Raw genomic sequence first — 13,817 nt, 5'->3', positions numbered from 1 at the left:
TTCAATTGTTTCTACAAGTTAAATGTTTTTCACGGAAGGTGCGATATATTATTTTTTTGCTTGCTTATTGACAGTAAAAGTATAACTTTAAGTTTATTACCATTAGAAAACTTAGAGTAAACACACATACTATGTTAAGAATTACGATCAGAGCAATCTGTTTTTTACTGATTTTCACAAATACATTGCTGTGCTTTTCGTGCAACAACAATACCAGTACAAAAAAAAATACACTGGAAAATAATCTCGTACCGCCACAAAAATTTGGTCCGGTAAAAAACCTCTTCTATAATGTTCCAAGTCCATTGCAGGTAACAGAATTGATGAAGGAAATGAACCTCCCCTATCAGCCAGATTTAATGAACTCTGTCAACAATGCCGACAACTATTTATCACAAGCTGATATGGCCATCAATGTTGGAATTTACGGTGCTGATTTATGTTACATTAGAATCTACAACCAGTTTCAGGATGCTGCCCGATATCTAGCAGTTATTAAGAAGTTTACCCGTGAACTAGGCATTCCCGAAGAGCAGGAGAAAATTACAGCCAAGCGGGTAGAGGAAAATATTGAAAATCAGGATTCCTTATTAAATATCATATCGGAAACATTTACCACATCAGATAGTTATTTAAAAGAAAATCAGCGTGGTGGAACTGCTGCACTCATTATTTTTGGAGGATGGATAGAAACCCTATATCTAGCCACAAATATTATCAATTTAGAAAAACCCCAAAAAGAGTTGGTAAGTTTAATTGCACAACAAAAGCATTCTGTTAAAAATTTAATTGGTCTGCTAAATCAATATCGAAATGATAAAAAAATCAATGAGATTTTACCTGATCTAAAAAAGCTAGATGCCAAGTTCAAAGAAATTGAACAAGTGAAAAAAACACCATCTAGCTTAAAATCGAAAAATGGAAAAACTATAATTCAAAATAAAGTTACACTAACCGCTTCGAACGAAACGATTAAAGGCATTCATGAAATTAACAATCGAATAAGAGCCAAACTTACCGAATTATAATTTCTGTTTAAACTCACTACTTATGAAGATATTAATAAAATTCGCCATATTTTCTATTTGCATTTTGGCTTTAACAGAATTCACTTTGGCCCAATGCAATGAATACACAAAAAAGGAATGTATTCCTCAATTGAATCCATACACTTTTAATGGGCAATTAAATAATGCAGTACTATCGCAAGGAGAAACTGCTGAACTGCAATTGACTTTTTATAAGAATCAAGAATATAGAATACTTGTAAAAGGAGAAGAGCAATTGGGAAAATTACAGTTCCAATTCTTCGATACGGAATACAATCTACTCTACGATAATGCAGATGAAGACCATACCAACATATGGGACTTTATGGTTGAAAGTACCGATGATTTTATCATACGTGTATTGGTTCCTGAAAACATGACCAAAGAGGAGGTTGAAAGTGGATGTGTTTCGATTCTAATTGGATTTAGAGCATTCGGTTCGAGAACCATATTTAAGTAATAATGGCACTTGACAAAAATTTAGAGCAAAAAATAAGCTTGCCAAAATTGGCAAGCTTATTTTTTATCTTGTAGGGCAAAATATTCTATTTCAGTAAAAACTTCGCGTTTCCGATATGATTTCCTTCTGCAAATACATCAACTTTGTATTCGCCGGCAATTAAACTTCCATCATTGTCCCAGAAAATTGAAACTTCCAGCTCGTCTCCTTCATAATCAATTTCACGCTTGGCAGAGTACACCAACTTGGTATTTTCAAAGTCGAATAACAGATTCTGAGGATTTCCAAGAACCACCTCATCAGGACGAGTTAAACGAACAAATATTTCTTTAGCCCCTGTTGAGGCAGTAATATTCTTACGCAAAGTAAAACTAGTTTTCAATTTTTCTGTTTTAGAAATCTTTTTAACCGTTCTACCCTTTCTATTGATTGGATAGCAATTTAGTTCGGCAACATCGAGAGCAGCAGCCTTACTAATTACTTCTTTCATATTCTCGGTTGATTCCTCAAGTTTTTGATTTCTCTCTTTTACCCAATCAATTTGCTTTTTCACTCTCTTGTTTTCAGCAGTTAATAATTGGTTTCGAGTATTCAAAGAATCGATTTGAACAATGTAATCCCTAAGAACTTCTTTTAGTGTACCTAACTCACGCTTGTATTTGTTAATTTCTGCATACGAATTGTTTCGAAATACTCTCATTCTTTCCAAAAGCTCTGAGATTTTCTCTTGTTCCATTTTTAACTGAACATTTAAAGTATCGTTGCTGGTTTGCAAAGAATCATAGTCAGCAGAAAGCAATTCAAGTTCGTTTTGCAAGCTTAATTTTTCTGCGGTAATTTCTCCAATATATCTCTTGTTTTCACGGTGTTCCGAGTAGTACATTACTGCAATAACAACCAATACTATTCCCAATCCTATTAATACACCTTTGTAAATCTTATCTTTCTTCTCGTTTTCCATATCTCCCGTGGTAATTCAATCTTTTTTTAATGTTTCGTGCAAATTTACTTATCTTTTTTAAAAAATCGTTCTATACAACATATTATCAGTTCATAATTTCTGATTTATAATGATAACACAATAAAGCTTTATTCAATTATTGTACCAAGTCAAAAATTGAAACACAAAAAAACGGAACTGTCATAAAATGAAACAGTCCCGTTAAAACTAACCCACAGTTTTTACTATAATCGTGTGTAGAAATTTTCTACTAAAAGTTGCCAATTTTCACACCCAGGTAAATGGTTCTTGGATTTAATGGTCCGTAAATGTATCCTGCATCTCGACTTGGTCCTCTGTCAAAATCATCCTGGAACGAATTGAAAATGTTCTTCACACCAAAATCGAACTGTAGTTTTACTTCTCTACCCAAATCAAAATGGTAGGCAAAATTGATTCCCATATCCATAAAATCATCAGACTTTACGATGCTTTCTGTTGAAATTTCTTTTTCGTTTGGATCTAATCCGCCTGCAAGGTGAAGAACATCCATAGCTCCTGTATACGAACCGCTAAATGTTGCTGTAAACTCGTGTATTGGTTTCCAGTTCATTGCAAAATACCCGTAACGCTCTGGAGTTCTTAAAATATTTTTACTCGAACTATTTGATGCATCATCATCGTCACCATGGTCGATTACCTCATCGTACTTGCTTGATTGAAGTGTCATTCCCATTTGGAAGTCTAACTTGTACGATGGAGCCAATTTCAATTCAATATTCGCTCCTTTTACCACAGCTCCTTCAGCATTTTTTCTTAAGGATACAACATTTCCATCTGCATCAGGATCGCTAAACTCATTCACAAAAGGATCTTTTAAATCTGTATAGAATCCTTCTACCAAGAAATAGGTTTGAGTTTTGCCAAAAGTTTTGGTAAAGTCTAAAGAAGCTGTAAAACTGTTCGATGTTTCCTCTTTCAGGTTAGGATCATTCTCGTGAATGATTCGTCGTGCACCAGAGGCTTCGATATGTAAATCTTCGTTAAAAATTTGAGGAGCTCTAAATCCTCTTGCATAGCTAAAACGAAGTTGAGTTGGCTCTGATAATTTGAACAATACATTGGCACGTGGGCTAATTACAACATTCGAATCATCACTTCCATTCTCGTCATTGGTAATGCTGTACGAATCCATTCTAACTCCCAAAAGGAAATTCATAAATCCTAAATCCCATTTACTTTGAGCAAATGCACCAATGGTATTCGATTTTTGATCAGCAATATTGGTAGTTGGAACAAATTTCGAAGTTTCAATATCGTAATAGCCCAACTTATCATCTTTCAATTGGTTGTATACATTCTCAACACCAAAAGTTAAATCAGCTGGAGAAAGCAATAGATTAGCCACTTTTGTGTGAAGCTGGGCTCCTAAAGAAACCGCCAAATCATCAGTTTTACCATATGAGCTAAAGTCCGGAATTGGTACATCCAATGGATTTCCATTATCATCTTCCAAGGTAGCAGCACCATAATAACTATCTCTGTCGATATGCTGGGCAGATGCATAAACAGATAGTTTGGTATGGCGATCTTGATTAAAGAACTGATCCCAAACAACTCCCCCTGAATTAATTCTGTGTTTCACCTGCTCTGCAACCAAAGCCTGATGTGCAGGAATGTTCAGCTGATCTCCTCCTCTACGAAATTCATCAACAATATGGTATTCAAGCGTAAGTTTGCTTAATTCACTAAATCTGTGATAAGCTCTTAAACCTGCACTTAAATTTTCGATCTTCACCAAATCAGAATATCCATCTTCATTGGCATCCCAATCGTCACGTTGGCGGTTCATACCGAAAATAAAGATTCCACTCTTGTTATCCTCTGAAACAACCGAAGCATTAAAGTCAGCAGTAAAATCATTTGCTACACTTCCCGCTCCATCGGCACCAACTCCTACAGCACCATATTTAAAACCCGCTTTAAACGAGTTACTAACAGGATCTTTTGTGATGATATTAATGGTACCTGCAATGGCATTTCCACCAAAAAGAGCAGATCCTCCACCACGCACAACTTCCACACGCTGTATCATATTTGAAGGAATGTGTTCTAATCCGTATACTGCAGCCAAACCACTAAAAATTGGACGACTATTAATCAAGATTTGAGTGTAAGGTCCTTCCAAACCATTCATTCTAACCTGGGAGAATCCACAATTATTACAGTCATTTTCAACACGCAAACCTGGTGAAAATACCAAACCATCAGCCAGGTTAGCTGCTGATGTTTGCTCCAATAATTTTGTTGAAATAGAATTTACCACAACCGGCGCATCCTTACGTTGTATATTATTTCTATCGGCAGTTACAACAACCTGCTCTAAACCAATAAAGTCTTCTGCTATAGAAAATTCAAGAGATATTCCCTTGCCTTCTTTCAAGTTGCACTCTTTTGTTTTGATTTGATATCCTACACAACTTGCTACCACATGGTAATGACCCATAGGAACATCTTCAATTACAAATTCTCCTTCGAAATTGGTTACGGCACCAACGGAAGAACCTTCAAGTGCAACCGTAGCGTAAGGAATAGGTTCTTTGCTGTTAACATCAATAACTTTTCCTTTAATGCTAGCGGTAAGTTTTTCTGCATTTGCAGAAAACGAGAAACCAATCAGCATGCACATGCCGACAAGTAGATGAGTTAAAATTCTCATTTCTTAGTATTTATAGTTTATGTAAATGTTTGTCAGAATTGACGTGTGCAAAATGTTCTACAGAGCCATAAAAGCACCGCATCATCAATCTTACACCAATAAATAATAGGGTTCTGTACTCAAGCCTTTGAATACAGCAATGAATTACTATGCCAATACAGGAGGAGCCCGATTGGGTAAAAGGGTAGCAAGTAAATTTTTCTTTACATGGTAATGATAGACTTTCGATACATCAACCAATTTACCAAGTTGCAGAGCTACAATAATAACCGCAGCCAGTATAAATAGGAAACTTGTTAGTTGATTAATCGAAAAACAATCCTGAGCGGAATGTGAATGACCATTCGCTCCCTGGGTATTTCCTGAATTGTGAAAAGGGTGAGCGTGAACAATTAATTGTCCCTGATCATTTTTATGAACGTGCCAGTTGAATACAGCATTTCCTGCCAGCATCAACATGGCTGGTAAAAGGATGCAGACAATTGCCTTCTTGTATTTCTCAAACAAATTCACGTTCTATTCTAGTGCATTATATTAATAACGCAACAAAAATAGACCACCTATGTTCAGCAAACAATACCTAATAGTTGGTATATTTTATAAACAGTATGTTTTACAACACTTTTGAGTGATTATACGAAAAGACACTTATTCATAACCTCTTCATCGATAGATAAATTCGATGGATTTGTCTTATCTATAGAATTTATTCGAGCATAATAATCATCCATTCTACAAATCATTTCATGCTTGTACAAGTACCATAACTGTACATTTTGCCACAGCTTTTCACCAGGACCATATTTTGCTCGCCACTCATAAGCCAGTTCGGTTAATTGTTCCGATTCTGAACCAAATCGGTAAAAAACATTTTTAAAAGAAATGGGATCAATGCCTGTTTGTTTCGCCTCATCGTATTTAAAGTCGGCAAATTCTATCAACTCCTGTATCTCTTTTCGGCCTTCGAAGTGTGAATCGACAATGGAAAACTTGTGCAATCGCTCTACAAATTCTGATCCTGAAACATTCAGATACTGCTTGCAATACTTCTCTAATGCTGAAAGCTGCTCTTTTAAATTGGCTTTGCCATCAACCGAAACAATCTGAGAAGAAATAATATCATCTTCGCTAAAAGCAATTTCGTGTACAAACATCGAACTCAATTCATCCAATACTTTCGTTACAAAATCAAGATTCATATTATCACTTTCGCAGATCAACAAGAAATGATCCTGATATCTGATCAATCGAACCAATTTATCTTCGACATGAAACTTTAAACTTCGCTTTAAAAACAGACCTTTCTTATTCAAGTAAATGTGCAGTTCGGTTCTTTGCTCATTATCTGGATTAGAAAACTGCACCAGTTTGTCGTATTGAATCGAATAAGAATCCTCAATCAAATTCAATCGATCCGAAACAATTAATTCCCCTTCGCTTCCTGTCTTGCAAACCACATGATTTAGAATACACACCCCATTCTCAACTGCCGATTTAATAATCGATATCAACAATCGATTGGCATTTATTTTGAATTCACTTTCCAAGCAAACAAAAGCACCTGAGCTTAATTGCAGGCTTGATTCATATCGAGGTAAATCCTTTTCTTTTATGGCATTGGAAAATAACCCTGCAAAACGTTTCTTCTCTTTCTGCACATGAAGGTATTCATCCGGAAGAATCAAATGAGGAAAACGCTCGCGCAAACTGATAACGGATTTTCTGCCTGCATCTTTGTTATCTACCACGGTGTGTAGCACATTTTCAAAGTCGAACTCACAAAATAAAGCACAACGAAAGCCCAAGCCCGAAGCAATTAAGCAGAACAAAGCCTCTTTGAAACCACAGCTTGTAAATACAAAATCATACTTATTGCCTGTAGCTTCCTCTAAAAATTTTTGCCTGTTTTCTATCGAAAATGAAGATGAATCAACCATTTTACTTTTATTAACTTATTTTTGTACTTAAACTTTGTAATTTTGTTACGAATTTCAATTATCAAAACCAATTAATTTGAAAAAGATAGCTTTAAATATCCTTCTGGGATTATCAGTTTCGTTATTTATATATTCTTGTGCTAATCAGGGTTACCCAACCGGTGGACCTGAAGATAAGACCCCTCCAAAGGTTACGGAAACTAAACCTGAAAATTACGCTCTAAATTTTAAAGGCGGAAAAGTAGAGATTTTCTTCGATGAATTTGTCAGACTTGAAAATATTAATGAAAAGTTTGTGGTTTCACCTCCTTTTAAGAAAAATCCGATCGTCAAGTTAAAAGGAAGATCGATATATGTAAAACTAGAAGAGGAATTAAAAGAAAATACCACTTATACTCTTGATTTTGGCGATGGTATTGTGGACAACAACGAAGGAAATCCTCTGGGTGACTACCAATTTGTATTTTCAACAGGCGAAACAATCGACTCTTTAAGTATTAAAGGGAAAATTGACAATGCCTTTGATGAATTGCCGGTTGAAAAATCGATGGTAATGGCATACCTGAATACTCACGATTCGGTACCTTTAACCACCATTCCCGATTACATTGCACTAACCGACTCGGCAGGATATTTTCAATTGAATAACCTACGCGAAGGAACTTACAAACTATTTGCCATTGTTGATGGCAACAAAGACTATTTGTACAATGGTCCGGGCGAGATGATTGGCTTTTTCGATGAATTGATCGTTCCTTCTGCTCATCGTTTTGAGCAATTGGATTCAATTGGTGGCGATTCTGTGGTGGTAAGCAAAGCAACCGCTTTGGAGCCAAACAACATTCACATCAGAATGTTCGACGAAGAAAATCCATTGCAATACCTTACCGGATATAAACGACCAAGAAGAGAGAAACTAGAATTTGAATTCAATGCCAAAAGAACTGATAGTTTAAAAATTGATTTTATAGGATTTGAAGAGAATCCAGATTGGTTTTTGGCTGAAATCAATCCAACAAAAGACACGCTTTCTTTCTGGATTACCGATTCGACCATATACAAACGCGATACTTTATTGGCAGCATTGCAATACCTAAAAACCGACTCTACCAATCAACTTAGCTTATTTCAAGATACCGTAAAGCTGAACTTTAAAGACAAGAAGAAGGCAAAACAATCGAAGAAGAAACAGAAGCAAGTAAAAATTAAAAAGCCAACATACAAGTTTAGCTTTAAAACCAGTTCGTCGCAAGATTTGCACAAAAACATCGCAATGCGTTTCGATGAACCTTTGGCTAAAATCAATTACGACAGCATTCATTTTTACCAGTTGAAAGATACCTTGGAAATTCCTGCTGATTTTAAAATCGAGAAAGATCCAAAAAACCTGTTGCAGTACAATTTCATTGTTGACTGGCAGCCTGAAACCAAATATAAAATCGACATCGACTCAACGGCATTCCAAAACATTTACGGTGTTTACAGCGACTCGTTCGAAGGAAAAATTACCACTCGTGATCTGGAACATTACGGCAAGCTGTTCATGAATGTATCGGGTGTAAAAATGCCTACTTTGGTTCAGTTGCTTGAAAGTGGAAAGAGTGAGAAGTTAGTTCAAACCAAGAAAATAAAATCCGATCAAACCATAATTTTCAATTACCTGGAGCCAAAAACTTACATCATTAAAATAATTGAAGATCGTAACAACAACGGTGTTTGGGATACTGGTAACTACAAAGAAAAAGTACAGCCAGAACAGGTATACTATTTCTATAAAGAATTAAAAGTACGATCGAATTGGGAAGTTGAAGACAGAATCATGATTCCTGAAAGCAAGGAGGTGATATTCCAAACTCATGATCACGAGCACGACCACGATCATGAGGCAGAAGAGATGAAAAAGGCAATCGACAAAAAAGCCAAGAAGAACAAACGTAAAAAATAATACCGATTTTTTAAGGAATAGATCGGCATTGTATCAATCATTAATTTCTCACATAAACAATATAAGATGTCAGTTTTAGTTGAATTTGCAATATTCCCAACCGATAAGGGCGACAGTGTTAGTTCGGAGGTTAGCAAGGTAATCGACCTGATCCGCGAAAGCGGTTACAACTACCAACTTACTGCCATGGGAACTTTACTGGAAACCGATACCATGGCTCAGGCTTTAGAAGTGGTGAACAAATCGCACGATATTTTGGCCGAAAACTCGAATCGCATATACTGTACCATGAATATCGACAGTCAAAAAGGCAAAGACAATCGCCTAAAAACGAAGGTTGAAGCCATTGAGGAGAAGATTGGTAAGGTTAGTAGGTAATGCGAGGTTAAAGTAATAAGGATAAAGTATTGTTGATAAAGCTGATATCCCCCCCAAGACTGCAATATGTTCTCATATTTGTATTGCTGTTGCCTGTATTTTTTGGCAACAATACTTCGGCACAATGTCTCGAAAAGAATTTTGCATTCGAGGCTGGCGAGAAGTTAAGCTATCGTGGTTATTACAACTGGGGATTTATATGGGTTGCTGCCGGCGAGGTAAACCTTAGTGTTGAAAAAAGCAAATACAAGGAAAAGGATGCCTACAAATTTTACGGTACAGGTAAAAACCTAAAGGCCTTCGATTGGTTTTTCCACTTGCGCGATACGCTTACGGCCTATACCGAAGTTGAGAACCTAACTCCATTGTATTTCGATAGACGAACCCATGAGGCAAAGTACCATGCCCATCATGAATATTGGTTCAACTACTCCGACAGTACCATACTTTCAAAAATTCAGAAGCGTGAAAAGCCGGTAAAAATAGATACTCTGGCCAACAAGCCATGTACCTTCGATATTCTATCGGTGGCCTACTATGTGCGAAACCTGGATTTTAGCCAATATAAGAAGGGCGATAAAATTCCATTATCCATGCTGGTTGATAACGAAATTCATTCGTTATACATTCGCTACAAAGGAGTGGAGGTTATTAAAACCAAATCGGGCGAAAAGTTCGAATGTCTTAAGTTTTCGCCACTATTGGTGAAGGGAACCATGTTTAAAGGAGGAGAAGACATGACCGTTTGGCTGAGCAACGACGACAACCGCATTCCTATACAGGTTGAAGCCAAGGTTTTGGTAGGAAGTGTAAAAGGAATTCTGGATTCCTACGAGGGATTGAGAAACTCCAAGAATTCCTTTTTCAAAAAGCGCAATGGCAAATTAGATATTGAGGAGTAGGTTTATTCCACCACAACTTCCTCATCGGTGGTCGAGCGACCAACTCTTTGTGCAATAATATTATTGGTTTCTTCAGTTACAATATTGATCTCTTTTGCCAAATTGGAATATGCAGCATCCGTTTCGATATCACACATCACGTCGAGATATTTGTAGAATGCTTCAAACTCCTTTTTAATTTGTTTGCAAGCCACAACACTATCATCATCATTTCTTTCCGTTTTGGCCTCATCCCTTTTTGCAACAGAAGCTTCGAAATCTGTCTGTGCGCTTTCCAGCTCATCCAACCAGTCTGCACCATTCATCTTTTGCAGTGCATTGGCAAGTTTGGTTACGGTTTTCATTTTTTCAATCATACCATTAATTATGGCAGATTCTTCCAGCATTGGCTTGCGAACAATGCCCGAACCCAAACTATCAATTTCATTTAAAATGATCTTTCCAGATTCGCTGATTTCAGCATCCAACCTTTTCGAACATGCCATGGCAAAATACTCCAAAGCTGCAAATGCCTGGTCTCTTCTGGCATCACGTTCTGCTACATTTATGGTTAGCAACTGGGTGTTTACTTTTTCGGTTGCCTTCTCCAATTTTTCAATCCCATTCTTAATTCTGCTTTTAAAAGGCTCAAAAGTGATGCTTTCGCTTACCGATTCAGATATTAACTTAAAAATACGGTTTGAATAGGTTAGGTACTCCGCAATTCGCATGCGGTAAAACATAGGAATTTTAATCATTTCAGGTAATTTTAGTTAGTAAAATTTAGAATTATTCATATCTAATTTATAAAATCAAATCAGCACGAACAAATTTATTTTGTTTATTATTAATAGCGCCGTCTAAATTTTAACATCTATTTATTAGCAACTTATCTAACCTCTACCTACATAACACATGATATTTATATATATTGTATTGTTTTTAAAAATAAAAAAATCTTGACTCTTTTATTGACTTCCTAAGAAGTTATTCCTAACATATATGTACGTATTTAAAACCTTACAAGAGCAAGAAAAACACGATTACATAATGATAAAAATAACGTGCTATGCTTCTCCATACTATCAAGGGAAGCATTTACTTGAACTGTTTACCCCTTTCTTACGAGCATGCAAGCCCCCTGCATATTGGTTTACCCCTTTACAGCCATAAAGTAATATGCTTTAAACTCTTGTTTACCCTCTCGGCACTATTGGCTAAGGCAGCTACAATTGCCATGAGCCCATTTCGCAATTGCAGGCAGGCAGTATTAAAAAGAAGTTTACCCCTTTGGCGATTCCAAGTAGCCCTCCTGCACTTGTGCGTGCATACTTCATACTAACTGGGCCAGGCTAAACAAATGTGCAGGGGCTATACTTGTTGTTAGGCAAGGGGCTTGCAAACTTGCGAGACACCTACTCACCATCGCCGAGAGGGTAAACATACTTGCAGGAGCTTTGCTCAACATCACCCAAAGGGTAAACAAGCATGCAGGGGCCTTGCTCAACATCACGAAGGAGGTAAACAAGCTTGCGAGAAAGCTAACTTTCTTATTTTTATTGATAATTAATTAGCTTACCTGCCAATATCTTTGGTGATTTCTAATTAAATTTATAATCGCTGGCAAAAATTGATGAAGAGTTTACACTCTTGCAAAAATCAGAATGTATTTTTCATCAATATTAGCACACAAACAAAAGATTTTAAACAACTTACAAAAAGCAACAGATAAGAGATATAAAGTGCATTGCACCTTATACATACGTTGCCAGCAAGCACTTAGAGAATTGCATATAAAAATTTTAAACTATGATTATAAAATGGATTGGAAGTTTCTTTAAAAAAATTGGGATACTTTTAGTAGTTTTAATAATCTTTTATTTCGTTTCTTGGTCAATAACGACAGACCCTTCAGAGAGTTCGTATAGATTTAATGAGATTGACCCCAATGCAACAATTAGCAAAGAAAAAGCATTAGAAGATTTAAATGATTATTACCACGCTATTGCAACAGCGCATCCTAAACCGTATCGTTATGTTTCCAAATTGGAATTCAAAAGAGTCAAAGATTCACTGAGCAATATTGTCAGGAATCATCCCAATGATAGTGTAAGAAAGGTCGTTTTATATTTTCTACTACGATCTTTGGCGGCACAGACAAAAGACACCCATACTATTATTTTCATGTCACAAAATAGGGATATCAGATATTTCCCATACGGCATAAGAATTTTAAATCAGAATATTTATGTGGTAGGAAGCGATTCTACTAGCCAACAATTACCTGTCGGAACAGAGATTACATCTATCAACGGAATTAAAACAAATAAGATTTTAGCTTCTTTATCGAGTTTTGAGAGCACGGCATTGGAGCATACTAAAAACAATAAAATTGCCAGGAACTTCTCGTTTTATCTCAACTATTATTACAATATCAAAGATGCAGTTCAATTGGAGGTAAAATCGCAGGGCAAAGACACAATCATAACCGCTAAATTAATCGATCATAAAGCTAGTTTTCGCAGAAAAAGAAAATCTGAGTCCAAGTATCAATTTTCTAACCTGGCTATGAGTGATAATTCTGTTCCTGTAATTGACTTAAATGACTTTTCTAATATTGATCTGAATGAATTCAAAAAGGAAATCGATCTATTCTTTGAAAAACACCATGAAGAAGATTTTATAATAATCGATGTAAGAGACAATGCAGGTGGAAGTGAAGAATATGGTCGCTACATTTTAGCTTATCTTACTGATAAGAGAATTAAAACCTATGAGAATTACATCTGGAAAATGAGTGATGTTGCACGATTGCAAATCCTGCAAAAAAAGAATAGAAGCTTTTACAATATGAAAGTTCCTTCGGTTTTATGGAATCTGCCTATTCACAAGCTTCATCAATATGGCAACTATATTGAGGACAAACTAAGCATGAGTAATGGTGAGATCAGAAATTCAGGTCCATCCTATTTTGAAGCTCATAATACAAATTATCGATTTAAAGGTCATGCCATAATGCTTATTAATCATGGAACTGCGTCGGCAGCACAGGATATTGCTGCCATATTCAAAAAGAATGAATTGGGTACTTTAATCGGTAGCGAAACCAAAAATTCCATGTCATTCGGAGGAAACATATGGGTTGATTTGGAACTTAAAAATTCAGGAATAAGATATTATATGCCGATGACCTACGGTGTTATGGATTTAGCAGATACTGTAGCAGGAGTACAGCCAGATATTAAAGTAGACTATTCATTTAAAGAGTATATTGGAAAAGTAGACAAAGAAATAAAAATAGTAAAGGAATATGTAAATAAGATAAAAAAAATGCCAGCTGGCAATCGAGTAGGCAGCCGCTAGGTGATTAACCTAGCGGAGAACCTCTCACACCACTGTACGTAAGGGTCTCATATACAGCGGTTCATTAAGTTGTGGGGATTTTCTTTTGTAAATGTCAAGCATCGATTCATAACCACGCTTCTTCAAGCGATTAAGGGTAATTGTA

11 protein-coding genes are annotated in these 13,817 nt (G+C 36.2%); 6 read left to right on the top strand and 5 right to left on the bottom strand.

All coding sequences use genetic code 11. The annotated features are described in order from the left end of the window. Window positions 1-131: 131 nt before the first annotated feature. The gene (locus M0051_RS13125) at window positions 132-1,028 is read left to right on the top strand and encodes a hypothetical protein (protein ID WP_306741969.1); all 897 of its coding nucleotides are present in this window, start codon (window positions 132-134) and stop codon (window positions 1,026-1,028) included. Window positions 1,029-1,050: 22 nt separating this feature from the next. After that, on the top strand, window positions 1,051-1,509 hold the full coding sequence (locus tag M0051_RS13120) for a hypothetical protein (RefSeq protein WP_306741968.1): 459 nt from the start codon (window positions 1,051-1,053) through the stop codon (window positions 1,507-1,509). 85 nt (window positions 1,510-1,594) lie between these two features. Here the strand turns inward: M0051_RS13120 and M0051_RS13115 are convergent, their stop codons facing one another. From M0051_RS13115 to M0051_RS13100, 4 genes are all read right to left on the bottom strand, one after another. After that, window positions 1,595-2,470, bottom strand: a complete 876-nt coding sequence (locus M0051_RS13115) for a hypothetical protein (RefSeq protein WP_306741967.1) — start codon at window positions 2,468-2,470, stop codon at window positions 1,595-1,597. Between the two features lie 250 nt (window positions 2,471-2,720). Next, window positions 2,721-5,168 (bottom strand): TonB-dependent receptor, encoded by a 2,448-nt coding sequence (locus M0051_RS13110; RefSeq protein WP_306741966.1) that lies wholly within the window; start codon window positions 5,166-5,168, stop codon window positions 2,721-2,723. 147 nt (window positions 5,169-5,315) lie between these two features. Beyond that, entirely contained in the window at window positions 5,316-5,675 is a 360-nt protein-coding gene (locus tag M0051_RS13105; protein WP_306741965.1) for a hypothetical protein, read from the bottom strand. Between the two features lie 125 nt (window positions 5,676-5,800). Continuing rightward, a complete protein-coding gene (locus tag M0051_RS13100; protein ID WP_306741964.1) occupies window positions 5,801-7,105 on the bottom strand; it encodes a hypothetical protein in 1,305 nt (434 codons plus the stop codon). A 76-nt stretch (window positions 7,106-7,181) separates the two neighbouring features. On the opposite strand from M0051_RS13100, the gene M0051_RS13095 reads away from it, so the two are divergent. From M0051_RS13095 to M0051_RS13085, 3 genes are all read left to right on the top strand, one after another. Then, window positions 7,182-9,050 carry an Ig-like domain-containing domain gene (locus M0051_RS13095; RefSeq protein WP_306741963.1) on the top strand — a complete coding sequence of 623 codons (1,869 nt, stop codon included), beginning with the start codon at window positions 7,182-7,184 and terminating at the stop codon, window positions 9,048-9,050. 66 nt (window positions 9,051-9,116) lie between these two features. Next, on the top strand, window positions 9,117-9,428 hold the full coding sequence (locus M0051_RS13090; RefSeq protein ID WP_306741962.1) for an MTH1187 family thiamine-binding protein: 312 nt from the start codon (window positions 9,117-9,119) through the stop codon (window positions 9,426-9,428). A gap of 89 nt (window positions 9,429-9,517) precedes the next feature. Next, complete coding sequence (locus tag M0051_RS13085) at window positions 9,518-10,330, top strand: DUF3108 domain-containing protein (RefSeq protein ID WP_306741961.1); 813 nt, start codon at window positions 9,518-9,520, stop codon at window positions 10,328-10,330. A 2-nt stretch (window positions 10,331-10,332) separates the two neighbouring features. Here M0051_RS13085 and M0051_RS13080 read toward each other — a convergent pair whose 3' ends face one another. Next, entirely contained in the window at window positions 10,333-11,067 is a 735-nt protein-coding gene (locus tag M0051_RS13080; RefSeq protein ID WP_306741960.1) for a DUF6261 family protein, read from the bottom strand. Between the two features lie 1,051 nt (window positions 11,068-12,118). Here M0051_RS13080 and M0051_RS13075 point away from each other — a divergent pair. Then, window positions 12,119-13,672 (top strand): S41 family peptidase, encoded by a 1,554-nt coding sequence (locus M0051_RS13075; RefSeq protein WP_306741959.1) that lies wholly within the window; start codon window positions 12,119-12,121, stop codon window positions 13,670-13,672. Window positions 13,673-13,817: the final 145 nt, after the last annotated feature.

Origin of the sequence: Marinifilum sp. D714 (assembly GCF_030851345.1) — a bacterium.
Classification (GTDB): domain Bacteria; phylum Bacteroidota; class Bacteroidia; order Bacteroidales; family Marinifilaceae; genus Marinifilum.
Note: the sequence above shows the minus strand (reverse complement) of the source record. Positions and strands in the feature narration are given on the sequence as shown.

Bases quoted from the DNA above. Each gene is read 5' to 3' on its own strand.
- M0051_RS13125 (WP_306741969.1), top strand. From the start codon at position 132: ATGTTAAGAATTACGATCAGAGCAATCTGTTTTTTACTGATTTTCACA.
- M0051_RS13120 (WP_306741968.1), top strand. From the start codon at position 1,051: ATGAAGATATTAATAAAATTCGCCATATTTTCTATTTGCATTTTGGCT.
- M0051_RS13115 (WP_306741967.1), bottom strand. From the start codon at position 2,470: ATGGAAAACGAGAAGAAAGATAAGATTTACAAAGGTGTATTAATAGGA.
- M0051_RS13110 (WP_306741966.1), bottom strand. From the start codon at position 5,168: ATGAGAATTTTAACTCATCTACTTGTCGGCATGTGCATGCTGATTGGT.
- M0051_RS13100 (WP_306741964.1), bottom strand. From the start codon at position 7,105: ATGGTTGATTCATCTTCATTTTCGATAGAAAACAGGCAAAAATTTTTA.
- M0051_RS13090 (WP_306741962.1), top strand. From the start codon at position 9,117: ATGTCAGTTTTAGTTGAATTTGCAATATTCCCAACCGATAAGGGCGAC.
- M0051_RS13080 (WP_306741960.1), bottom strand. From the start codon at position 11,067: ATGATTAAAATTCCTATGTTTTACCGCATGCGAATTGCGGAGTACCTA.
- M0051_RS13075 (WP_306741959.1), top strand. From the start codon at position 12,119: ATGATTATAAAATGGATTGGAAGTTTCTTTAAAAAAATTGGGATACTT.